The organism is Microbacterium atlanticum, from assembly GCF_015277815.1.
Taxonomy (GTDB): domain Bacteria; phylum Actinomycetota; class Actinomycetes; order Actinomycetales; family Microbacteriaceae; genus Microbacterium; species Microbacterium atlanticum.
Genome location: NZ_CP063813.1, coordinates 3,530,904 through 3,553,367, shown reverse-complemented (window position 1 = coordinate 3,553,367; position 22,464 = coordinate 3,530,904). Strand labels below are relative to the sequence as shown.

At 71.7% G+C, this 22,464-nt stretch carries 20 protein-coding genes; 6 read left to right on the top strand and 14 right to left on the bottom strand.

From position 1 onward, the window contains the following. Window positions 1-7: 7 nt before the first annotated feature. Window positions 8-967 carry an SDR family NAD(P)-dependent oxidoreductase gene (locus IR212_RS16250; protein ID WP_228479385.1) on the top strand — a complete coding sequence of 320 codons (960 nt, stop codon included), beginning with the start codon at window positions 8-10 and terminating at the stop codon, window positions 965-967. Window positions 968-1,257: 290 nt separating this feature from the next. On the opposite strand, the gene IR212_RS16245 is transcribed toward IR212_RS16250, so the two are convergent. The 6 genes from IR212_RS16245 to IR212_RS16220 form a co-directional block, all read right to left on the bottom strand. Next, window positions 1,258-1,893 carry a metal-dependent transcriptional regulator gene (locus IR212_RS16245; RefSeq protein ID WP_194396886.1) on the bottom strand — a complete coding sequence of 212 codons (636 nt, stop codon included), beginning with the start codon at window positions 1,891-1,893 and terminating at the stop codon, window positions 1,258-1,260. Window positions 1,894-1,915: 22 nt separating this feature from the next. Then, window positions 1,916-3,250: an Nramp family divalent metal transporter gene (locus IR212_RS16240; RefSeq protein WP_475591207.1), complete on the bottom strand. Its 1,335-nt coding sequence runs from the start codon at window positions 3,248-3,250 to the stop codon at window positions 1,916-1,918. Window positions 3,251-3,322: 72 nt separating this feature from the next. After that, window positions 3,323-3,736: an ATP-binding protein gene (locus IR212_RS16235; RefSeq protein ID WP_194396885.1), complete on the bottom strand. Its 414-nt coding sequence runs from the start codon at window positions 3,734-3,736 to the stop codon at window positions 3,323-3,325. Next, on the bottom strand, window positions 3,726-4,058 hold the full coding sequence (locus IR212_RS16230) for an STAS domain-containing protein (protein WP_194396884.1): 333 nt from the start codon (window positions 4,056-4,058) through the stop codon (window positions 3,726-3,728). Before IR212_RS16230 ends, IR212_RS16235 begins: the two co-directional genes overlap by 11 nt. Window positions 4,059-4,082: 24 nt before the next feature. Next, entirely contained in the window at window positions 4,083-6,083 is a 2,001-nt protein-coding gene (locus IR212_RS16225; protein WP_194396883.1) for a glycosyltransferase family 2 protein, read from the bottom strand. Further along, entirely contained in the window at window positions 6,080-7,228 is a 1,149-nt protein-coding gene (locus IR212_RS16220; protein ID WP_228479384.1) for a PP2C family protein-serine/threonine phosphatase, read from the bottom strand. The genes IR212_RS16225 and IR212_RS16220 overlap by 4 nt, the downstream gene beginning before the upstream one ends. Before the next feature lie 129 nt (window positions 7,229-7,357). Between IR212_RS16220 and IR212_RS16215 the strand changes: the two genes are divergently transcribed. Next, a complete protein-coding gene (locus IR212_RS16215) occupies window positions 7,358-8,035 on the top strand; it encodes a TrmH family RNA methyltransferase (protein ID WP_194396881.1) in 678 nt (225 codons plus the stop codon). Between the two features lie 40 nt (window positions 8,036-8,075). Here the strand turns inward: IR212_RS16215 and IR212_RS16210 are convergent, their stop codons facing one another. Next, window positions 8,076-9,401, bottom strand: coding sequence for an MATE family efflux transporter (locus IR212_RS16210; RefSeq protein WP_194396880.1), 1,326 nt, complete (start codon window positions 9,399-9,401; stop codon window positions 8,076-8,078). A gap of 104 nt (window positions 9,402-9,505) precedes the next feature. Here IR212_RS16210 and IR212_RS16205 point away from each other — a divergent pair, with 104 nt between their 5' ends. The 3 genes from IR212_RS16205 to IR212_RS16195 all read left to right on the top strand — a co-directional run bounded on the left by IR212_RS16205 (window position 9,506) and on the right by IR212_RS16195 (window position 13,754). Beyond that, the gene (locus IR212_RS16205) at window positions 9,506-11,488 is read left to right on the top strand and encodes a M13 family metallopeptidase (RefSeq protein WP_194396879.1); all 1,983 of its coding nucleotides are present in this window, start codon (window positions 9,506-9,508) and stop codon (window positions 11,486-11,488) included. A gap of 57 nt (window positions 11,489-11,545) precedes the next feature. Beyond that, complete coding sequence (locus IR212_RS16200; protein ID WP_228479383.1) at window positions 11,546-12,463, top strand: serine hydrolase; 918 nt, start codon at window positions 11,546-11,548, stop codon at window positions 12,461-12,463. Between the two features lie 178 nt (window positions 12,464-12,641). Further along, the gene (locus tag IR212_RS16195) at window positions 12,642-13,754 is read left to right on the top strand and encodes a 5-methyltetrahydropteroyltriglutamate--homocysteine S-methyltransferase (RefSeq protein ID WP_194396878.1); all 1,113 of its coding nucleotides are present in this window, start codon (window positions 12,642-12,644) and stop codon (window positions 13,752-13,754) included. A gap of 147 nt (window positions 13,755-13,901) precedes the next feature. Here IR212_RS16195 and IR212_RS16190 read toward each other — a convergent pair whose 3' ends face one another. From IR212_RS16190 to IR212_RS16175, 4 genes are all read right to left on the bottom strand, one after another. Next, window positions 13,902-14,867: a VOC family protein gene (locus tag IR212_RS16190; protein WP_194396877.1), complete on the bottom strand. Its 966-nt coding sequence runs from the start codon at window positions 14,865-14,867 to the stop codon at window positions 13,902-13,904. A gap of 70 nt (window positions 14,868-14,937) precedes the next feature. Continuing rightward, the gene (locus IR212_RS16185) at window positions 14,938-16,023 is read right to left on the bottom strand and encodes a 4-oxalomesaconate tautomerase (protein ID WP_194396876.1); all 1,086 of its coding nucleotides are present in this window, start codon (window positions 16,021-16,023) and stop codon (window positions 14,938-14,940) included. Beyond that, window positions 16,020-16,757: a 4-carboxy-4-hydroxy-2-oxoadipate aldolase/oxaloacetate decarboxylase gene (locus IR212_RS16180; RefSeq protein WP_194396875.1), complete on the bottom strand. Its 738-nt coding sequence runs from the start codon at window positions 16,755-16,757 to the stop codon at window positions 16,020-16,022. Before IR212_RS16180 ends, IR212_RS16185 begins: the two co-directional genes overlap by 4 nt. A gap of 16 nt (window positions 16,758-16,773) precedes the next feature. Then, window positions 16,774-17,529, bottom strand: coding sequence for a PIG-L deacetylase family protein (locus IR212_RS16175; protein WP_194396874.1), 756 nt, complete (start codon window positions 17,527-17,529; stop codon window positions 16,774-16,776). A 149-nt stretch (window positions 17,530-17,678) separates the two neighbouring features. Here IR212_RS16175 and ligM point away from each other — a divergent pair, with 149 nt between their 5' ends. After that, on the top strand, window positions 17,679-19,085 hold the full coding sequence (gene ligM, locus IR212_RS16170) for a vanillate/3-O-methylgallate O-demethylase (protein ID WP_194396873.1): 1,407 nt from the start codon (window positions 17,679-17,681) through the stop codon (window positions 19,083-19,085). A gap of 224 nt (window positions 19,086-19,309) precedes the next feature. On the opposite strand, the gene IR212_RS16165 is transcribed toward ligM, so the two are convergent. From IR212_RS16165 to IR212_RS16155, 3 genes are all read right to left on the bottom strand, one after another. Then, window positions 19,310-20,086 (bottom strand): NAD(P)-dependent oxidoreductase, encoded by a 777-nt coding sequence (locus IR212_RS16165; RefSeq protein ID WP_194396872.1) that lies wholly within the window; start codon window positions 20,084-20,086, stop codon window positions 19,310-19,312. A 9-nt stretch (window positions 20,087-20,095) separates the two neighbouring features. Further along, complete coding sequence (locus IR212_RS16160; protein ID WP_194396871.1) at window positions 20,096-20,992, bottom strand: IclR family transcriptional regulator; 897 nt, start codon at window positions 20,990-20,992, stop codon at window positions 20,096-20,098. A gap of 91 nt (window positions 20,993-21,083) precedes the next feature. Further along, window positions 21,084-22,451, bottom strand: a complete 1,368-nt coding sequence (locus IR212_RS16155) for an aminomethyl transferase family protein (RefSeq protein ID WP_194396870.1) — start codon at window positions 22,449-22,451, stop codon at window positions 21,084-21,086. Window positions 22,452-22,464: the final 13 nt, after the last annotated feature.

The window sequence follows — 22,464 nt, the reverse complement described above, 5'->3', positions numbered from 1 at the left end:
CGAAGCCGTGACGTGGGACCCCCGAAGCCTCCCCGACCTCGCCGGTCGGGTGTACCTCGTGACCGGTTCCAACACGGGCCTCGGCTATTTCGCGTCCGAGCAGCTCGTGCGCGCGGGGGCGCGGGTGATCATGTCGGCGCGGCATCCGAATCGCCTGTCGGGTGCGCGTGCCGCGATCCGCAGGAGGGTTCCGGATGCCGCCACCGACGGCACCGACCCGCTCATCCTCGACACCTCCAACCTCGGATCGGTGCGCTCGGCCGCTGCCAGCATCCGCGGTCGCGGCGGGCTGGACGGCGTGCTGCTGAACGCCGGCATCGTCCACCCGCCGAAGCTGCGGCAGACCACGATCGACGGACACGAGGTCGTGTTCGCGACCAATGCGCTCGGCCATTTCGCGCTCGCGGGGGAGCTGCTGACCGCTCTCGCCGACGCCGCGGGGCGCATGGTGTGGGTGGGCAGCATGTCGACCTCGCTCACCCCGTACGACCCGGTCGACCCGCAGCTCGCGGAAGGGTACTCGGCGTGGCGCGCGTACGTGCAGTCGAAGGTCGCCACCGCGGCGCTGGGCTTCGAGGCCGACCGGCGGCTGCGCGCGGCCGGCGCGGATGTGCGCAGCATCGTGGCGCATCCGGGGTACTCGATCGGCGGGCGCACGCCGGGCATCGTGGGGGTCAACGAGCCGTCGCGGGCGAAGCGGTTCCGCGACAACCTCCAGGCGGGCATCGCGCAGTCGAAGGAACGGGGGGCGTGGTCGCTCGTGCGCGCCTTGACCGACCCCGGGGTGGAGGGCGGCGAATACTGGGGGCCGCGGTCAGGGTCGAGGGGCGAGCCCCGCCGGCAGACGGCCGCGAAGATCACGCGCGACCCCGGGGTGGGCGCACGGCTGTGGGACGTCGCCGAGCGCGCGACCGGTGTGCGCTGGCCGTTCGAGGCCGCCGCGCGGATCGGCGCCGATCGCCGCTGAGCGTCGCTGCGTGGGAGCGCCGACCGCGGCGTTCGGGTGTCACGACTTGCGGTGTCACGCCGGGGGTGACGGCGTGTCGTGCCAGGTGAGTGCTCGGGCGCGGCGTTCGGGTGTCACGACAATGGGGAGCGCGCCTTCGGGTCCCGAGCTCGGGGCCCGGTCTCGCCGCAGCAAGGCCTCTGCCCCCTTGACTCGCCAAGACACGCCGCCTGGCGGCTGCGCGGACGGCGTGTCTTGGCGACTCGCGGTCCCGGGGGGGTAAGGAAGGGGAGGAAGGGACGGGAGAGGGGTCAGGCCGTGAGCCACACGGCGTCGGCGGCGCCAGGGGGAAGCTCGACATCGGCGTCGCCGATGCGGAGGGTCGCGGCATCCGTCACCATCACCGTCGCCCCGACCGCCACGCCCGCCGACTCCACGGAGCGCAGCAGCTCCGCATCGCGGTCGCTCACCCGCAGCACGCGGCCGACGTGGCCGGAGGGCGCCGCGGCGAGCAGCACGAAGGGCTCGCGGTGCACGTCGCCGGCGGCATCCGGGATGGCATCGCCGTGCGGATCGAACCGCGGACGGCCCAGCCGCGCGTCGATGCCCTCGAGCAGCCGGTCGCTGATGGCGTGCTCGAGCACCTCGGCCTCGTCGTGCACCTCGTCCCAGGCGTACCCGAACTCCTGAACGAGCCACGTCTCGATCAGCCGGTGCCGCCGGATGATCGCCGCCGCCCGCCGCCGCCCGTCGGCCGAGAGGGCGATCGGACCGTACGGCCGATGCGTCACGAGCCCCTGGGCAGCGAGCTTCTGCACCATCTCGGTGACGCTCGAGGGCGCGAGCCCGAGCTCGGCGGCCAGCTGCGACGGGGTGATGCGATCGTCCTGCCACTCGGTGTGGTGGTAGATCGTCTTCAGGTAATCGTCGACGGCGGGAGAAGGCACCTGAAAAGGGTAGCGGGGCGCCTCACGCGCCCGTCAGCACGAGCCACAGCAGCAGGCCGTTGAGCGTGATGAGGAAGACGGATGCCGCGACCCCGGCGATCGTCGTCCACACGCGGTTGCGGTACCCGCCGAGCACCTCCCGCTTGGCGGTGAGCGCGACCAGCGGCACGAGCGCGAACGGGATGCCGAACGACAGCACGACCTGGCTCAGCACGAGCGCGACCGTGGGGTCGAAGCCGATCGCGAGGATGATGAGCGCGGGCACGAGCGTCACGAGCCGGCGCGCCAGCAGCGGCACGCGGATGTGCAGCAGGCCGTGCATGATCTCGGCGCCGGCATAGGCGCCCACGGAGGTGCTGGCCAGGCCGCTCGCGAGCAGCCCGACCGCGAACAGGGTCGCCACCAGCGGGCCGAGCCCGGCGTACAGCGCGGCGTAGGCGCCCTCGAGCGAGTCGGTCCCGGGGACCCCGGCGAGGTTCGCCGCGGCCAGCAGCAGGATGCAGAGGTTCACCGTGCCGGCGATGAGCATCGCGATGGTGACGTCCCACTTCGTCGCGCGCAGCAGACGCCGCGTCGAGATGCCGCGGAGCTCCGCCAGCGTCGCGTCGGGGGCGGCGCGGTCGCTCAGCGACCACGTCGCGGCGGGGCGGGGGGCGAAGCGGTCGCGGGCGAGTGCGCTGTGCGCATAGATCGCGTGCGGCATGATCGTCGCACCGAGGATCGACGCGGCCAGGAGCACCGAGTCGGTGCCCTCGAAGCGCGGCACGAGGCCGCCGGCGATCCCGGCCGGATCGGGCGGGGCGACCAGCACGCCGAACGAGAAGCCGATGGCAATCACCACGAGCAGGCCGATCACCACGAACTCGAAGGGGCGCGGTCCCTTGCGCGACTGGATCAGCAGGAGCCCGATCGAGACGGCTCCGGTGATCGCGCCGCCCCAGACCAGCGGGATGCCGAACAGCAGATAGAGCGCCACCGCGCCGCCGATCACCTCGGCGATGTCGGTCGCCATCGCGACGAGCTCGGCCTGAAGCCAGTACGCCCGCCGGCCCCACGGATTGCGGATGCGTCGGCCGAGCGTCTCGGGAAGGCTCTGCCCTGTCACGATCCCGAGCTTGGCGGAGAGGTACTGGATGAGCCACGCCATCACGTTGCCCACGACGACGACCCACACCAGCAGGTAGCCGTAGCGGGCTCCGGCGGTCATGTTGCTCGCCACGTTGCCGGGGTCGAGGTAGGCCACCCCGGCGACCAGCGCCGGCCCGATGAGCCACGCGAGGCGGGGGAGCGTCAGCGCGCGGCGGCGCGCCCGCGCGGGGTCGTCGCGCCTCGCGGTGGGTTCGGCGGTTTTCGGCACACCGAAACCGTACCGGAATTTCGGCACGCCGAAAAGCGGGCGACGGCTGCCTCGAGCGCAGAGCCCGCGGAGTCAGTCGTCGCGGCGCAGGCGACGCAGCCGCCAGACGTTTCCGCGCTCGGTCTCGTGAATGAGCTCGTCGCACGCCGCGAGGGCGATCGCGAGGCCCCGCCCGGACTCGGCGTCGGCGTCGGGCATCGAGACGGCGCTGAGATCCAGGAGCGCGGGGTCGGCGGTGTCGGTGAAGACGGCCGACAGCGCCTCGTCGTCGGCGTCCAGCTCCACGGTCACCCGGATGGGCTCCCGCGCCTGCGCGTGCTCGGCGACGTTGGCCGCGACCTCGCTCACGGCCAGACGGAACAGCATGGAGTCCTCGTCGCCCACCCCCGGCGTGCGGCGGAAGAGCTCGTCGAGCGACTCGTGCACGCGGTCGACGAGCGCGTCGTCGACGGTGCCCTCCCAGCGGAGGTCGGGCTCAGTCGCCATCGAACGCCGACTCCGGGGTGGGGTGGTCGCGCAGCACGCGGTCGAGGTTGGTGAGCTTGAGCACCCGCTTGACCGGCTCGGTGGCCGCCGCGATGCGCAGGTCGCCGCCGGCCAGTCGCGCGGACTTGAGCCCGCCGATGAGGGCGCCGAGCCCCGACGAGTCCACGAACTCGGTGCCGGAGAGGTCGACGACGATGCGCGTGCTGCCGGCGCCGACGAGCTGGTCCACCGCCTGCTTCAGCCGCGGCACCGACGTCGCGGTGAGCCGGCCCTCGGGGCGGACGAGCGCGTAGTCCGTTCCGGGTGTCACTGTCAGATTCACGAAGCCTCCTCGGGCGTCAGGGCATCAGGTCGTCAAGGGGTCGGAGGTCTCGCCCGCGTCGGGCGCCGGGCGGTCGACGGCGTCCGGACCGGCGGTGCGCGCCGGCCCGCGGTACAGGGCCGCCTGGACGATGACGCTGAGCACGGCCAGGTCGTAGATCACCCACACGGTGTTGACGAGGGTGCCCGTGCCGTCCGAGGTGCCCACGGCCAGCCTCGCCAGGCCGATCACGAGGGCCAGGATCAGGACCGCGATGGCGGTCAGCTGCGGCCAGATCTCGCGCCACGGCGGGCCCGACTCGTCGCGGCCGTCCTTCTTCGTCACCGCGAACCCGAGGGGACGCTTCAGCACGACGTTCGAGAACGCCGACGTGCACGCTTTGATCCAGACCGGGAAGAGCGCGAGCGCGTACTGCTGGCCCCGCCAGGTCTTGATGCCCTTCGCCACGACGAGGAACAGGATCTGGTTGACGATGAAGTACGGCAGGAACCGCGCGAAGAAATCCACGCTCCAGGCCGTCACCGGCATCACTCCGAACACGAGGTAGATCACCGGGGCCGCGAGGTAGACGATCGCGGTGAAGCCGGAGAGGTAGCTCCACATCGTGGCGAAGTACATCAGGCGCTGCCCGGCCGAGAGCCCCTTCTTCACCAGCGGGTTGTCGCGGAGCATCACCTGGAGCGTGCCCTGCGCCCAGCGGAGCCGCTGGGTCAGCATCGTGCGCAGGTCCTCGGGCGCGAGACCGCGCGCGAGGATCTCGTGGTGGTAGACGCTGCGCCATCCGAGCGAGTGCAGCTGCATCGCCGTGGCCATGTCCTCGGTGACCGAGATCGTCGCCATCGGCTGGACGGGCTGCGCCTCGTCGGGCCGGTCCACCCGCAGCGCCTCCAGGAGCGCGGACACCGACTCGATCGCGCCCAGCGGGGAGAGCTCGCGGGTGACGAGGGCGTCCAGTCCGGCGTCGTCGATCACGACGGCGTCGAGCTCGGCGTCGCGCTGCACCGGCAGTTCGCCGATCGCCGCGAGATCGGCACGCACGCGGGCCAGGTCGCCGCGCACCAGCTCGCGCGAGGCGGTGTCCACCGCGGACTGCACCCGATAGGTCACCTCGCCGATCGGCTGGCCTTCGTCCAAGCGCACCCGCGCCTGCGCCACCTCGCTGCTGAGCAGCCGCAGCTGGAGCCGCACCGCGGGGTCGGCGGCGCGGTCGCGTGCGGCCTTCGTCAGCAGCGCCTCCGCGGCGCGGAGGGTGCGCGCCGTGGACTGCTCGAGGCTGCGCACGTAGCCGACGATGCCGAGCTGCATCAGCGCGTCGCGCCGCAGCACGGCATTGGAGCCGCAGAAGAACGCGGCGTTCCAGCCGTCCTTTCCCTGCTGGATCGGCCCGTAGAACAGCGGCGCCTGACTGCCCAGCGGGTCGGCGTCGTCGACGTTCACGAACCACTGCGGGGTCTGCACCAGGGCGACCTCGGGGTCGTCGGCGAAGTACCCGAGCGTGCGATGCAGGATCAGGGGGTCGGGCACCTGGTCGGCGTCGAGGATCAGCAGGAACTCGCCCTCGGTGCGGAACAGCGCATTGTTGAGGTTGCCCGCCTTGGCGTGCCGCGGCTTGCCGTCCCAGTCGGAGGAGCGTGTGATGTAGCCCACCCCCGCCTCGCGGGCGGCGGCCTCCATGTCGGGGCGCGCGCCGTCGTCGAGGATCCACGTCTCGTGCGGGTACGCGATGCGCTGCGCCGCCCGCGCGGTGGCGATCACCATCTCTATCGGCTCGTTGTAGGTGGTGATGAGCACGTCGACGGTCCCCTGCGGCGGCGACACCGGCGCCGGCCGCTCGCGCGCCCGCCACATCGTGGCGGAGAAGAGGAAGGTGTCGATGAGGCTGTACGTCTCCGCGATGACGAGGGGCACCGCGATCCACCACGCCGACCAGTTCACCGAGTCCAGCCAGCGCCACACGATGTAGTTGACGCCGAGCAGCACCGACAGGAGCGCGAGGATGCGGATCCACACGAAGCGCGCGGTCACGGCTCCCGCCTCACGACCAGCACGGTCACGTCGTCGGGTGCACCCTGCTGCATCGCGAGGCGCCGCGCCTCGTCGACGGCGCCCTGCGGGCCGAGGTGGCGCAGCGCGTCGTGCACCTGGCCGAACGGATCGCCCTCGTCGAGGATGTCGAGCAGCCCGTCGCTGCACACCATGAACACGTCGCCTGGTCCCAGGAGCGCGCCCGAAGGGGACCTGGACTCGTCGAAGCCCATCCCCAGGGGAAGTCCCGTCGACTGAAGCGGCTCCCATTCGCCGTGCGCGCGCAGGATGAAGGCGAGGCTGTGTCCGGCGTCGATGAACGAGATCCCGCCGGATTCGAGGTCGATGTCGGCGGCCACCGCCGTGACGAAGATGTTCGCGCCACCGAGGTCGGCCTCGAGCATGCGGTCCACCTCCGACACGGTGTCGGCGAGCGAGCGCGAGGGCGCGGTGCGCAGCGACGCCCTCACCGCCGAGGCGACGATCGCGGGACCGGTGCCCTTGCCCATGACGTCGGCGAGGGTCACCCGCAGGCGCCCGTCCACGACCTGCCAGTCGTAGACGTCGCCGAGGAGGTGGCCCGCCGGTGTGGCAGACGCGGCGAGCGTGTACCCCGGCACCTCCGGCGTGCGCGCGGGGAGCATGGCGCGCTGCACCACTGAGGCGTAGTCCAGCTCGTCGGCGTCGGTCAGCTCGGATTGCACCCACTGCGCGAGCTCCTGCAGCAGCGCCCGGCCGCGGTCGTCGAGTGTGCGCGGTTCGGTGTCGATGATGCACAGCGTGCCGACCTGCTCGCCGCCCGGCGCCTTCAGCGGATGGCCGGCGTAGAAGCGCAGATGCGGATCGCCGACCACGAACGGGCTCGCGGCGAACGCGGCGTCGGCGGCGGCATCCTCCACCACCAGCGTCCCCTCCTGGCGGATGGTCACGTCGCAGAACGAGCCCTCCCGCGGCGCCTCGCGCCCGCCGAGGCCGATCTGCGCCTTGCGGAACTGCCGGTCGCGGTCCATCAGGGTGACACTCACCATGGGCACGCCGAACATCTCCCGCGCGAGCCGGGCGACGCGGTCCACCCGTTCATCCGGTGGCGTGTCCAGGACCCCGAGCGCCTCGATGGCGCGCTGACGCTGATCGTCGTCGAACAACTGACCCCCCGGTCGTCCCGATGATGAGTCCAACATAAGCGGCGCGCGCCCCGGCGGTCGAGTCGATCGACGGAATGCGAACACGCGACGTCGCCGATCGGCCCACCGGCAGCGGGATACCCTTTCCCGGTGGGCACGTCTGATCCGACCGCTTCCGGGTCCGCGCGGGAGGTCGCGGCGGCCGTCGAACCGGCGGAGCCGACACTCCCGGTCGGCGTCGGACCGTGGCCGGGCGGACGCGACCGGTGGCCTGACGATCCCCGCTTCGACCCGGAGCTGCTCGCGCACGGCGACGCCCGCAACGTGGTCGACGCGTACCGGTACTGGACGATGGACGCCATCGTCGCCGACCTGGACACGCGCCGCCACGCCTTCCACGTCGCGATCGAGAACTGGCAGCACGACATGAACATCGGCTCCATCGTGCGCAGCGCCAACGCTTTCCTCGCCGCCGAGGTGCACATCATCGGCAAGCGCCGCTGGAACCGCCGCGGCGCGATGGTCACCGACCGCTACCAGCACGTGCGGCACCACGAGACGGTGGCGGACTTCGCCGGGTGGGCGGATGCCGCCTCCCTGCCCGTCATCGCGATCGACAACGTCGAGGGCTCCCGGCCGCTGCCGCAGGCCGACCTGCCCGAGGCCTGCGTGCTGCTCTTCGGCCAGGAGGGACCGGGGCTGTCGCCGGACGCGCTGGCCGCGGCATCCGGCGTCGTCGAGATCCAGCAGTACGGCTCGACCCGGTCGATCAACGCCAGCGCCGCCGCCGCCGTGGTGATGTACGAGTGGTGCCGCCGCTGGGCGTGAGCGCCGGTCGCCCGGCCGCGGCGCCGGACCGCCGGGCCCGTCAGACGCCCACGGTCATCCAGGCGGCCCCTCGGACGCGCCAGCCGAGCGTGATCAGCCGCGCGAGCATGTAGACGCCGAAGAACGCGACCGCGAGCCACGCCAGCCCCGCGGCGCCGGCCGGCTGCAGCGCGGCGACGAGCAGCAGGGCGGGGAGGAACGGCACGAGGTTCAGCACGCCCACGATCGCGAGGTACCTCGCATCGCCGGCGCCGATGAGCACGCCGTCGAGCACGAACACCACGCCGCACACGGGCTGGGCGACGGCCAGCACGAGGAGAGCCGGCTGCACGAGCGCGGCGATCCCGGGATCGCCGGTGAACAGCAGGCCGATGACGCCCGACAGCGCGGCGATCACGGCTCCGACGACGATGCCGAACCACGCCCCCCACGCGACCGTCCGCCCGAGCACGCGGCGGACGAGCCGCGTGTCCTCGGCGCCGAGGCCCTTGCCGATGAGCGCCTGCGCGGCGATCGCGAGCGCGTCCAGCGCGAACGCCGCGGTGGAGAAGATCGTGAAGGCGACCTGCCAGCCGGCGAGCTCGCCGGTGCCGAGTCCTGTCGCGACGGCGACGGTCGCCAGCAGCGCGATCCGCAGCGAGACCGTGCGCAGGAACAGCCAGTCGCCCGAGCGCGCCGAGCCGCGCACGCCCTCGCGCTGCGGACGGACGGATGCCTGGTGCCGCCGTGCCAGCCGTGCCACGACGAGTGCGTACGCGGCGACCATGCCCCACTGCGCGGCGACCGTGCCGAGGGCGGAGCCGGCGATCCCCCACCCGAACCCGTAGATGAACGCCCAGTTCAGCAGCGCGTTCGCGGCGAAGCCCAGACCGGCGATCCACAGCGGTGTCACCGTGTCCTGCATGCCGCGGAGCAGACCCGTCGCGGCGAACACCACCAGCATCGCGGGCAGCCCCCACATCGAGATGCCGAGGTAGATCTCGGCCTGCTCCGAGACGGCGGCCGACGCGCCGAACAGGCCGACGAGGATCGGGGTGCTGAGGGAGCCTGCCAGCGCGAGGACCGCCCCCAGGCCCAGCGCGAGCCACATGCCGTCTATGCCGACGGAGACCGCGCGGGCGGGGTCGCCGGCGCCGAACCGACGGGCGACGGCGGGCGTGGTGGAGTAGGCGAGGAAGACCATCAGCCCGACGATCGTCTGCAGCACCGCCGAGGCGATGCCGAGGCCCGCCAGCGGCTCCACGCCCAGGTGACCGACGAGCGCCGAGTCGACGATGAGGAACAGCGGCTCGGCCACGAGCGCTCCCAGCGCCGGGACGGCGAGCCGCAGGATGTCGCGGTTCAGCGTGTCGGGAGCGGTCGTCACCCTCCGAGCCTACGAGCGGTCGCCGACGCCGGGGCGCGGGATCCGCCCCCTTCGTCCACAGGTTCCGCAGAGCCGTCGGGCCGGGGACGACTAACCTGGGACGCATGACCGACGCCCCCCGTTCCGGTCTCGCGCTCGAGGAGCTCAGCGCTGAGATCCGCCCCCAGGACGATCTGTTCCGCCACGTCAACGGCGCGTGGCTGGAGCGCACCGAGATCCCCGACGACAAGGCGCGGTGGGGGTCGTTCCACCTCATCGCGGAGCAGGCCGAGAAGGACGTCCACGCCATCATCGAGGAGTCGCAGCGGGCCGAGCCCGGCACCGAGGCCCGCAAGATCGGCGACCTGTACACGAGCTTCATGGACACCGCGCGCATCGAGGAGCTCGCCGGTGCACCGCTGGTCGACGTGCTCGCGCGGGTGGACGCGATCGACTCGATCCCCGCGTTCCTGCGCACGGTCGGAGAATTCGAGCGGGAGGGGATCGCCGCGCTGATCCACCTCTACATCGAGCCCGACCCGGGCAACCCCCAGCGCTACGTGCCCTTCTTCATCCAAGGCGGGCTGTCGCTGCCCGACGAGAGCTACTACCGCCTCGACAACTTCCAGGAGACGCGCATCGCGTTCCGCACGCACGTGCAGCGCATCCTCGAGCTCGCGGGGGTCGCCGAGGCCGAGGCATCCGCCGACCTCATCGTCGCGCTCGAGACCGAGCTCGCCTCGCACCACTGGGACAACGTCGCCAGCCGCGACGCGGTGAAGACCTACAACCTGAAGACGTGGGACGAGGTGCAGGAACTCGTCGGCGTCGACCTGTCGCCCTGGCGCGACGGCATGGCGCCCGATCACGCCGACGCGTTCGCCGAGATCAACGTCTATCAGCCGAGCTTCCTCGAGGGTCTCGGCGTCATGCTGAGCGATCAGCATCTCGAGGGCTGGAAGGCGTGGCTGCGCTTCGCGGTCGTGCACTCGGCGGCGCCGTTCCTCTCGGACGAGTTCGTCGCCGAGAACTTCTCGTTCTACGGCACGCAGCTGACCGGCGTGCCGGTGAACCGCGAGCGGTGGAAGCGCGGCGTGAGCCTCACGGAGGCGGCGATGGGTGAGGCGATCGGCCGCGTCTATGTCGAGCGGCACTTCCCGCCGGCGGCGAAGGAGGCGATGGACGAGCTCGTCGCGAATCTCGTCGAGGCCTACCGCCAGTCGATCTCCGAGCTCGAGTGGATGAGCCCCGAGACCCGCGAGCGGGCGCTGGCGAAGCTCGACACCTTCACCCCGAAGATCGGGTACCCGGTCCGGTGGAAGGACTACTCGACCCTCGAGATCGACCCGGAGGACCTCGTCGGCAACGTCCGCCGCGCGCACGTGTGGGAGCACGACCGGCAGCTCGCCAAGGTGGGCCAGCCGATCGACCGCGACGAGTGGTTCATGACCCCGCAGACCGTGAACGCCTACTACAACCCACTGATGAACGAGATCGTGTTCCCGGCGGCCATCCTGCAGCACCCGTTCTTCGACGCCGAGCGCGACGCCGCCGCCAACTACGGCGGCATCGGCGCGGTCATCGGCCACGAGATCGGTCACGGCTTCGACGACCAGGGCAGCCGCTTCGACGGCGACGGGTCGCTGCGGGACTGGTGGACCGACGAGGACCGCGCGGCCTTCGAGGAGCGCACCAAGAGCCTCATCGCGCAGTACGACGCGCTCGTGCCGCAGGGGCTCGCGGACGAGAACCACGTCAACGGCGCCCTCACCATCGGCGAGAACATCGGCGACCTCGGCGGCCTGGGCATCGCCATCAAGGCGTACGCGCTGTCGCTCGGCACCGACGACGAGGGCCGACCGGCCGAGGCGCCCGAGATCGACGGGTTCACCGGCATCCAGCGCCTGCTGCTGAGCTGGGCGCAGATCTGGCAGCAGAAGGGGCGGGATGCCGAGACCATCCGCCTGCTCACGATCGACCCGCACGCGCCCAACGAGTTCCGGTGCAACCAGATCGTCCGCAACATCGACGCGTTCTACGATGCATTCGGTGTGACCGCGTCCGATGCCCTGTGGCTCGACGAGGACCAGCGCGTCACCATCTGGTGACGCGCTGGCCGTTCGCGGCCCGCACGCCCCGCAACAGGATCTAGGGGAGGGAAACCCGTGGGCACCGAGCCCAGAAAGGATGCCGAGTCGCTTCGGGGGGCGCGACGGAGCACCGGCCGGAGGCTGCCGAAGAGGGCGGCCGCCGGCAGACGTTCGTTCACGTCGACGCTGAAGGCGCTCGACGATCTCGCCGCCTCCGGCGCGAAGATCTCGGTGCGCATCACCGACCTCGACCGCGGCACCTCGGTGCTGTCGGGCGACGACTTCGTCACGCTGCCGGTCGCCGGACTCGGCGTGGTGCCGCTGCTGATCGAGGTGGCCGCCGCCTTCGAATCCGGCACGCTGGATCCGCTCGAGATCATCGACCGCTCGCACATGGAGCCGGTGACCGTCGGCGGCGTGTGGCAGCATCTGAAGGCGCCGGCGCTGCCGCTGTCGGACGTCGCCGTGCTGACCGCCTCGACCGGCGACGCCCTCGCCGCCAACGCGCTGCTGCGCCGCGTCGGCCTGCCCGCGGTGCGCACCCGCATCGAGGAGCTGGGGCTCGCGCGCTCGGCGCTGCTGGACCGCTTCCGCGACGAGCGCGGCCCCGACGATGCGCCGCACTTCGCCCTCGGCTCCGCGCGGGAGCTCGCCGAGGTGTTCGCGGCGCTGGTGAACTCGAAGGTCGTCTCGCCCAGCGTGAGCGCCCAGGTCGCGGAGTGGCTGAGTCTCAACCACGACCTGTCGCTCGTGGCATCCGCCACCGGCCTCGACCCGTTCTCGCACGAGAACGACGAGCACGGGCTGCTGTTCATCAACAAGACGGGCAGGGATTCCGGCGTCCGCGTCGAGGCGGGGGTGCTCGCGGGCCCGCGTGCCGGGGTGTCGTATGCGCTCATCGTGTGCTTCGACGACCTCTCGATCTCGCACCGGCTGCGCGCGCATGAGGCGTTCCGCGTGCTCGGCACCGACCTCATGGAGTACGTCTTCTGACCCGTCGCTGCTGCGCGCCGGCGGGTCTCTCTCCGGTGAGACGACAGTCTGAGGACGAGACCGTGGGGAACACCCGGGCCCTCGTCCGCCGACTGTCGTCTCACGGCGCGGGGTGGGGGGATGACGCCGGGTGACGGACGGATGCCTCCGGCCCGAGGCATCCGGTAGCCTCGCGAGGGTGTCCACACCGCCGTACCGCGCCGACATCGTCGGCAGCTTCCTCCGTCCCACCGAGCTCGCCGAGGCACGCCGCCGGTTCGCCGCCGGCCAGATCGACGCCGACGCCCTGCGCGTCGCCGAGGACACCGCGATCGCCGAGCTCGCCGTGCGCGAGGCCGACGCCGGCCTGAAGCTCGCGACCGACGGCGAGTTCCGCCGCTCGTGGTGGCACTTCGACTTCTTCGGCCTGCTCGACGGCGTCGAGATCGTCGAGCTCGACCACGGCATCCAGTTCCAGGGCGTGCAGACCAAGCCGCGCGGCATCGAGATCTCGGGGAAGATCGGCTTCAGCGACACCCACCCGTTCCTCGACCACTTCCGCTCGCTGAAGAGCCTGCTCGAGCGCACGACCGGCGCGACGCCGAAGTTCAGCATCCCGGCCCCGACGGTCCTCGACTTCCGCCTGGAGCCCGGTCACCTCGAGGGGTCGGGGTACGCCGGCCGCGACGACATCGTCGACGACCTGGTGCAGGCGTATCGCGACGCCGTGGCGGCGTTCTACGCCGCCGGCGCCCGCTACCTGCAGTTCGACGACACCGCGTGGGCGTATCTGTGCTCGGACGTCGAGCTCGAGAAGGCGCGGGATCGCGGCATCCGCACCGACGGCATCGCCGAGCGCTACTCGGGAATCCTCAACCGCATCCTCGAGGGGAAGCCCGACGACCTGACGATCACCACGCACGTGTGCCGCGGCAACTTCCGCTCGACGTGGATCTCGTCCGGCGGCTACGAGCCGGTCGCCGAGCAGCTGCTGGGCAACACCGCGTACGACGGCTACTTCCTCGAGTACGACAGCGAGCGCGCCGGCGGCTTCGAGCCGCTGCGGTTCCTGCCGGAGGGCGACAAGACGGTCGTGCTGGGCCTGATCACGTCCAAGACCGGCGAGCTGGAGGACGTGGATGCCGTCAAGAAGCGCATCGACGAGGCATCCGCGTTCGCTCCCCTCGGGCAGCTGGCGCTGAGCCCGCAGTGCGGCTTCGCCTCGACCGAGGAGGGCAACGTCCTCACCGAGGACGAGCAGTGGGCGAAGGTGCGCGAGGTCGTCGACATCGCCGCCGACGTCTGGCGCTGACCCCCCCGGGCCGCGTCCGCTGAGGGGCGGCATCCGGACCCTGACGCGCCCCGTGCATGGCCGGTCACGCCGACACGCCGGTGACGGATGCCTCACCCCGGCGTGTCGCGCGATCGGCCATGCACCGTGCAGGCGGCGGAAGGCGGCTCAGTGGGGGTCGGATGCCTCCACCACGGGCGTGCCGTGGGTGTGGAAGGTCTCGATCGTCTTCATGCCCCAGGCCTGCCCCTTCTTGCGCTCGGTCTCGGTCCACTCCACGACCGGCTGGTCGGGGTCCAGCAGCAGCCGGGCGCCGGCCTGGGCGAACTCGATGCGGTTGCCGCCGGGCTCCCAGACGTACAGGAAGAACGTCTGGTTGATGGCGTGCTTGTGCGGGCCCGACTCGATGTGGATGCCGTTCTCGAGGAAGATGTCGGCGGCCTTGAGGATGTCCTCGCGGGTGTCGGGGGCGAACGCGATGTGGTGCAGGCGGTTGCCGTGCTTCGTCCAGTCGTCGGAGTACACCACGTCATAGGACTTCAGCGAGAAGTGGAACCACCACGCCGCGAACCTCCCGTTGTCGAGCCGGATCCGCTCGGACTCCCGCATGCCGAGCGCGTCGCGCAGGAACTCCCCGTTGGCCTCGACGTCCTTCGCGAGGTAGTTGATGTGGTCGAGGCGGCGGGCGTTCACGCCCCGCCCCGGGAAGCGGGAGGCCTGGTTCTTCAGCGCCGGCTTGTCGTCGGTGGCGACGTACCGCTCGGCCTCGTAGAAGATGCCCATCGCGTGCCCGTCGGGGTCGGTGAACTCGTACGTCGGCCCGCAGCCGAGGTCGCCGTCCACCCAGCCGCGGCCGAGCCCGGTCGCCTCGATGGCGGCGACGCGGCGCTCCAGCGCCTGCGGCGAGGACGCCCGGAACGACGTGCGACCCACGCCCGCGGCATCCGACGCCCGGAGCTTGATCGTGTACAGCTGGTACTCGTCCCACGTCCGCAGGTACACCGCGTCGCCGTCCTCGGCGACCACGCGCATCGCCAGGAGCTCCTCGAAGAACCAGCGGCTCTCGGCGGGCGTGGGGGTCAGCAACTCGACGTGGGCGAGGTGGGCGACGTCGAACGAGGTCTCGGCGGTCATGGGGCGTCCTCTCTGACGGGCATCGGTCGGGTCTCGGCCGGGCGGTCGGCGGCGAGCGTGAAGTCGAGGGTCATCGGCGGGGTCTCGGGAACACGAGGCCGTCGAAGAGCTTGCGGGCGGTGCGCGTGGACGACGACGTCGCCCGCCACACGCCGTCGGCGTGTGTGACGCGCACGTGCGAGACGGTGGTGCCGCTCGGGTGCTCGATCACGGTCTCGTCGCCGCCGAGCGGCCCGGCGAGGTCGGAGCCGACGGCGCCCGGGATCCGCAGCGCCGCGGCGACGGATGCCGCCATCAGAACGCCGATCGAGGTGTGGACGCGCGTCGGGATGAAGGCCCGGGTCGAGACGGCCCCGCCGTCGCGCGCCGGCGAGAGCAGGATCATCTTGGGCACCGTCTGTGCCGCCACGTCGCCCAGCCCCATGAGCGGGCCCGCGGCGAGCCGGAGGCGCTCGACGCGGGCCGCGACCCCGGCGTCGGCCTCGAGCGCGTCGGGGGTCTCGGTGCCGTCGAGGCCGAACTCGTCCGCACGCAGGAGCGCGACGGGCATGCCGTTGTCGATGAGGGTCACGGTGTGGCCGTCGATCTCGTCGACGGCGCGACCGGTCGGAAGCAGCGGCTTGTCGGGACCGGCGCCGACCTCGAGTTCGACGCCCGCCGCGGTGCCGGGCACGCCGTCGATCGTCGTGTCGCCGTCGTACTGCGGCCGGCCGTCGGCCGTCGGGAAGACGGCGGTCGCGGCATCCCCCGTATTGAGCAGCCGGATCCGCACGCTCGTGCGCTCCCCGGTCGCCGGCACGAGACCCCGCTCGACCGCGAACGGGCCGATGCCCGCGAGGAGGTTGCCGCAGGTCTGGGCGTCGGCGACGGTCGCCGTCTCGACGCCGACCTGCAGGAACAGGTAGTCCACGTCTATGTCGTCGGCCGTCGAGGGCGAGACGATCGCGACCTTGCTCGTGAGCGGATGCGCGCCGCCGAGGCCGTCGATCTGGCGCGGGTCGGGCGAGCCCATGATGCGCAGCAGCAGGTCGTCGCGGGCAGCCGGATCGGCGGGGAGGTCCGACGCCAGGAAGTACGCGCCCTTCGACGTGCCCCCGCGCATGAGCATGCACCGGATGCCGTCGCGCACGGCCGCCGCCGCATCCGGCGTCGTCATCGCTCCGTACCTCGTCCCGCGTCGAGTCCCGCGTTCCGCGCCTCGTGCTGCGCCTGCGTCAGGTACTCCACGCCGAGGTCGGCCAGGAGCGGACGCAGGCCCTTGCGGTCGAGGCTGAGCTCCGCGCCCGACGCGTACGCCGCGCGGTCGGCCTCCTCCTTGGCGACGCGGGCGTCGGCGGCCGCCAGCACCTCGGCCGCGCGTTCGCGCGGGACCACCACGACGCCGTCGTCGTCGGCGACCACGACGTCGCCCGGCCGCACGGTCGCGCCGGCCACCACGACCGGGACATTGACCGAGCCCGGTGTCGCTTTCACGGTGCCCTGCGCGTGCACGGCGCTCGACCACACCGGGAACCCCATCGCGCGGAGGTCCGCGACATCGCGCACGCCGGTGGCGGTGACGAGTCCGCGCACTCCGCGGGCCTGCAGCGCAGTGGCGAACAGGTCGCCGAACGCGCCGTCGCTCGACGGCGAGGTGGTCGCCACGACGAGCAGATCGCCCTCGCGGCACTGCTCGATCGCCGCGTGGATCATGAGGTTGTCGCCCGGCCAGCTCAGCACCGTGACGGCGGTGCCGGCGACGCGCACGCCGTCCTGGATGGGGCGGATGCCGGGACCGACCAGGCCGGTGCGGCCCATGGCCTCGTGCACGGTGGCGACACCGTGGACGCCGAGCGCGCCGGTGGTCGCGGCATCCGCTCTGGCGATGTCGGTGACGACGACGGGGTTCATCGGGAGGCGCCCTTCCTCACGACAGGACAGCGGTCACCTGCGGGAAGTGCCGCATGTAGGCCTCGCCCATCGTCTCGTGGTGAAGGCCGAGGTTGGGGCCGGCGTTGCGCTTGAGCTGCACGCCGCGCCGCACCGCGAGGTCGGTGTAGTACGACCACATGTGCTTCTGCGCGGGCAGGCACTCCATCGCGGCGCGCTTGCGGTCGAACGCCTCGGTGATGTCGAGGAGCACGTCCGGGGTGAAGTCGCACTGCTCGGGCTGGTGCGGCTCGAAGAAGAACACCGGCGGGGCGCCGATGATGTCGTCCTTCGTGGGGTAGCTGCCGTCGGAGTTCGCGACGCCGATCGCCTGGGCCAGCACGCGGGCCTCGAGCGCCATGCGCGCCGCCGCCGGGTGGTCGCCGTTGTAGGGGTCTCGCAGGGTGTGCGTCAGCACGACGGTCGGCTGCACGCGCCGGTACAGGTCGACCAGGCGCGCGACCGCCTCGCGCGACTCGACGAGCGGGTAGTCGCCGAGGTCGAGGAACTCGATCTCGGCGCCCAGAGCGGATGCCGCGGCCTCGGCCTCGGCGCGACGAACGGCCTTGATCTCATCGAGGGTCTTGCCCTCGAGCCACTGGCTGGCCGACTCGCCGCGCTCGCCGTAGGACAGGCACGCGACGACGGCGCGCTCGCCGCGGAGCGCTGCGGCGGCGATCGCGCCCCCGGCCCGCCAGACGAAGTCGCCGGCGTGCGCGCTGACGACGAGGAGCGTGTCGGCCGTCTCTGTCATGGGGCCAGCGAACCATACCCATGGCGAAATGGTCAACAAATTGTCTACAATCGTGGCGACCATGTACCTCTGATCGTAGGTATAGCGGATACGCAGCATCGCGCTCAGGTCACCGGCAGCATCAACTGGACGAGGAAGTCGAGGAACGCATGGCGAGCAATCTGCAGGAGCTCATGGACGAGCGGGGGAGCGTCGTGGAGATGCTGCGCAACTCGCAGCTCGGCACGTACATCTACCCGGTGGTCCCCGCCGAGTTCACCAACTGGCGTCGCGAGCAGAAGGCGTGGCGCGAGACCGCCGTGCTCTACGACCAGACGCACCACATGGTGAACTTCTTCATGACGGGCCCCGACGCGCTGAAGCTCCTCTCCCACACGGGCATCAACTCCTTCGCGAACTTCCCGGTGAACACCGCCAAGCAGTTCGTGCCGACATCATCGAGCGGGGGAGTCATCGGCGACGGCATCCTGTTCCACCTGTCCGAGGACGAGTACGTCTACGTCGGGCGGGCTCCCGGCGCGAACTGGTTGCAGTTCCACGCCGAGACCGGCGGCTACGACGTCGAGACCCGCTACGACGACCGCTCGCCCTCGCGCCCCTACGGGGCCGCCGTGACCCGCGAGTTCTACCGGTTCCAGATCCAGGGACCGAACGCCTGGCGGATCATCGAGAAGCTCGCAGGCCACGAGGTCGAGCAGGTGCGGTTCTTCCACATGGGCGAGCTCGAGATCGCGGGACAGCACGTGCGCACACTGCGCCACGGCATGGCCGGCGCCCCGGGTCTGGAGATCTGGGGTCCGTACGAGCAGCACGGCCGCATCCGCGATGCGGTGCTCGAGGCCGGTCGCGAGTTCGGGATCGAGCCGTGCGGCTCGCGCGCCTACTCGTCCAACACGCTCGAGTCGGGGTGGATCCCGTCGCCGCTGCCGGCCGTGTACACCGGCGGCGACATCGAGCGGCGCTACCGGGAGTGGCTTCCCGCGAACAGCTACGAGGCGATCAACGCGCTCGCGGGATCGTTCGTGTCGGACGACATCGAGGACTACTACCTCAACCCCTGGGACCTCGGCTACGGCTCGTTCGTGAAGTTCGACCACGACTTCATCGGCCGCGAGGCGCTCGAGCAGGTGGACCCCGAGACGCAGCGCAAGAAGGTGACGCTCGCCTGGAACGACGAGGACCTCGCGAAGATCCTCACGAGCGTGATCGACCGCGAGGGGCCCGGCTATCAGTTCTTCGACCTGCCGAACGCCAACTACGGCTCGTCGAACTACGACGCCGTGATCGACGCGGACGGCAGCACGGTGGGCCTCTCGCTCTTCACCGGCGTCACGGCCAACGAGAAGCGCGGCCTGTCGCTGGCCACCGTCGACCGCGATGTGCCGATCGGCGCCGAGGTGCGCGTGGTGTGGGGCGAGCCCGACGGCGGCTCGGGCAAGACCACGGTCGAGCCCCACGAGCAGATCGAGGTGCGGGCCGTGGTGAGCCCGGTGCCGTACGCCGTGACAGCCCGCCAGGAGTACCACGGCGGCTGGCGCACCGCGGGCGTCGCCTGAGCTTCGGCGCCTCCAGATCTTCGGCGCCTCCAGATCTTCGGCGCCTCCCGCGCGTCGGCGCCTCCCGCGAGAATGTGGCAGTTGTGGCCGCTACCTCCCGGCGGTAGCGGCCACAAAGGCCACATCCGCGGCGGCGAGGCGAGGCGACCGTGCATGGATGCGGCAGTTGTGGCCGCTACATCGGACGTGTAGCGGCCACAAGCGCCACATCCGCGGCGGCAGGCTCAGCGATCGTGCTCGGCGACGAGGCGCTCGAACCACGCGAGCGTGGCGCGGATCATGTCGGCGGGCTGCCCCGACGACTCCAGCGCCGCGAGGGCTGCCCGCACCTCCTGCTCGCGACGCACGGCATGGGTCGCGCTGCCCTCGACGAGCCGGTCGACCAGCGCGGCGCCGTCGGGTCCGAGCTCCGCCGCGATCTGGGCGCGCAGCCATTCCTCGGCGCCCACCGCGCGCGCTGCGCCGAGGCCCTCCAGCACGAGCGCCGCGAGGCCCTTCATGAACACGCTGCGCAGCAGCCGCAGGCGCGCGGCATCCCCCGCGGGTCCCTCGACCACCTCGACGGGCACCTCGAACGGCTCCACCCGCGCGGCGAACGCGCGCGCGCCCGGACCACTCGCCAGCAGCGGCGTGTGATGCCCCGCGCGGACGACGGGCGCGAGGACCGCGACATCCGCCATCGTCACCCCCCGGTCGGCGGCGAGCCGCGCGATGTCCTGCTTGACCTGCGGGGCGGCGGTGTTGAGATCCGCGTACACCGCGCCGGGGGCCACGTGCGGCAGGGCGTCACGGGCGACGGATGCCGCGGCCTGGCCGGTCACGAGGCTCAGGGCGACGTCGGCTCCGGCGAGAGCCCCGGCGAGCGTGGCGAACTGCGGCACCGCCGGGTCGCCCAGGTCGTGCGCCGGATCGAACCCGCGCACCCGAGCCCCTGCCGCGGCGAGGCCGCGCGCGTACCGCCGGCCCGCCTCGCCGAGCCCCAGGACTGCGATCGTGGTCATGGCCGAACCCTAGAGCACGGCCGCGCGCGCGCCGCCGTGGGGCGCGGTCGCGTCGTGGAGGTCGGCGTCGAGGCTCTCGAGGTACTCCAGGGATCTCCGGGAGCCGCTCACCAGCGGGCGGATGCCGTGCGTGCGCTCGTCGACGTCGGGCCGGTACGCCACGGCGAGGTCGTGCGCGATGCCGGCGGCGGCGCGGCGCAGCAGCTCGACATAGGGATGCGGCGAGACGCCGTCGTTCGGCACCACCACTCCGATGGCGGCGTAGACCGTGCCGCCCGGTCCGGTGATGGGCACCGCGATGCCGCGGGACTCGGGGTGGATGTGCCCCTCGGTGACCGCGTACCCGTCCTCGCGCACCCGGCGCAGCTGCGCCCGGAGGTCGGTCCCGGTGCGGATGGTGCGGTCGGTGTATGCGCGCATCCCCGCCTGGACGACGTCCTCGGCGAGCGACTCGTCGGCGTGGGCGAGCAGCACCAGACCGCTCGACGACGCGTGGAGCGGGATACGGCCGCCGATGAGCGTCGCGTTGACCACGGCGTCGCGCGTGGACATGCGGTCGATGAACAGCACGTCCCGCCCGCTCAGCACGCCCAGCTGCGTGTGCTGTCGCACGCGCTCGTGGACGGCGCCCAGCCACGGCCGGGCGATCTCCCGCAGTCCGACCGCGCCCGGCGTGCGGCTGGCGAACTCCCACAGCCGCACGCCCAGGCGGTACGTCCGGTCCGGCAGGCGCTCGAGCAGACCTTCGCGCTCCAGCTCGCCGATGAGACGGTGGGCGGAGGAGCGGGGGATGCCGGCGGCATCCGCGATCTCGCTGAGCGTGAGGAACGGATGCCACGCATCGAAGCTCTCCAGCACCCGCAGGTGCCGGTGCAGCACCGACTCCCCGGCCGACCCTCGTGCCACGGCATCCTCCTCGACGACGCCATGCTAACCCCGCTCGTCGCCCGGAGTTTCGTTCAGCGGAACGCGCCGGCGCCCCCGGACGCGGACGGGCTCAGGCGTTCTGCCGATACACCGTCCGGGCGTAGTCGTGATACGGCGCCGGCGCCACCGTGGCACGGATGCGCACCTGACGGTGGTCGGCGTCGACGGAGTCCTTGCGCGAGATCGGATCCTCGCCCCACACCACCTCGACCTCGGCGCCGTCGCCGATGCCGACGTCCAGCGTCGCCAGCGACATGTAGAGCTGGTCGTACGCCACGTAGCCGGCATCCGTCGAGATCCCTACGCGGTCACCGTCCTTCAGGATCTCGTCCATCTGGTAGAGCCCGTAGCGCGCCTTCGGGAAGTCGAGGTACTTAGCGGGCGTGCCGGGCTCGAGCTGCGAGCGCACCACCGCGGCGACGTCCTCGGCGTTCCAGATCAGCGTGACCTTGCGCCGGCGCTGGTTCTCGGCGTGCTTCTGAAGCGCCTCCCGGCCGTGGAAGTCGTGGTCGAACCGCACCGAGCGGCCGAGGCCGATGTCGAAGGGCGTCATGTAGTAGTCGTGCACATCGGTGGAGTACAGCGATCCGCCCACCGAGCCGATGCGCGCGGCCGGCAGCCACTCGCGGTACTCGGCGAAGTCGTCGTCGAACACGGCGGGGAAGGGGGTCGGCACCCAGCCCGACTCGAGCGGCGACGACGAGTACGCCTTCGCACCGACGCGGCGGATGCCGTGCTCGGCGCCCGCCGCCATGAGCGCGTTCAGCACGACCTCGTTGTCCTCCCAGGGCCCGTAGAACTCGAACCCCGGCTGCCCGGCCATGCCGTGACGCAGGGCCTTGACCGGCCGCCCCGCGATCTCGACGTCGCCGATGTGGAAGAACTTGATCTCGGGCGCCGGCCCGCCGAACACCTTCTCCATCACCGCATCCGCTTTCGGCCCCTGCAGCTCGTAACGGTAGAAGGTGGGCGGCCCCTGCCGCATGTGCGAGTTCGCCTCGAGCCGGTAGCGGACGTCCTTGCCCGCCGACTGCGCCTTCTCGACGTTGAAGCGCACCCAGTCGATGAGGATGTGGTGCCCGATGAGCACGATTCCCTCGGGGCCTTCGGCGTTGTAGAACAGGATGCCGTCGCCGATGAGGTAGCCGTCCTGGTTCACCGAGATGAGCTGCTTGGCCACCCCCGGACGGAAGGTCGCGAACGTGTTCGGCGACAGGGAGCTGAGCAGTCCGATCAGGTCGTCGCCGTCCAGGAAGAGCTGCGTCATGTGGTGCGACTGGTCCATGAGCGCCACCGTCGTGTTCCAGGCCCGCTGCTCGTCGCGCCAGTTGGTGAACTCCGGCGCCACCGGGAAGGTGAAGGCGGGCCAGTTCTGGTTGCGCAGCAGCTCGACGGGGCTCCCCGCGCGTTCGATCGCCTGCGCGAGCGTTTCGGTCATCGTCGACCCTCTC

Bases quoted from the DNA above. Each gene is read 5' to 3' on its own strand.
- IR212_RS16235 (WP_194396885.1), bottom strand. From the start codon at position 3,736: ATGGCGACTGAGCCCGACCTCCGCTGGGAGGGCACCGTCGACGACGCG.
- IR212_RS16205 (WP_194396879.1), top strand. From the start codon at position 9,506: ATGACCGACGCCCCCCGTTCCGGTCTCGCGCTCGAGGAGCTCAGCGCT.
- IR212_RS16190 (WP_194396877.1), bottom strand. From the start codon at position 14,867: ATGACCGCCGAGACCTCGTTCGACGTCGCCCACCTCGCCCACGTCGAG.
- IR212_RS16185 (WP_194396876.1), bottom strand. From the start codon at position 16,023: ATGACGACGCCGGATGCGGCGGCGGCCGTGCGCGACGGCATCCGGTGC.
- IR212_RS16180 (WP_194396875.1), bottom strand. From the start codon at position 16,757: ATGAACCCCGTCGTCGTCACCGACATCGCCAGAGCGGATGCCGCGACC.
- IR212_RS16175 (WP_194396874.1), bottom strand. From the start codon at position 17,529: ATGACAGAGACGGCCGACACGCTCCTCGTCGTCAGCGCGCACGCCGGC.
- ligM (WP_194396873.1), top strand. From the start codon at position 17,679: ATGGCGAGCAATCTGCAGGAGCTCATGGACGAGCGGGGGAGCGTCGTG.
- IR212_RS16165 (WP_194396872.1), bottom strand. From the start codon at position 20,086: ATGACCACGATCGCAGTCCTGGGGCTCGGCGAGGCGGGCCGGCGGTAC.
- IR212_RS16155 (WP_194396870.1), bottom strand. From the start codon at position 22,451: ATGACCGAAACGCTCGCGCAGGCGATCGAACGCGCGGGGAGCCCCGTC.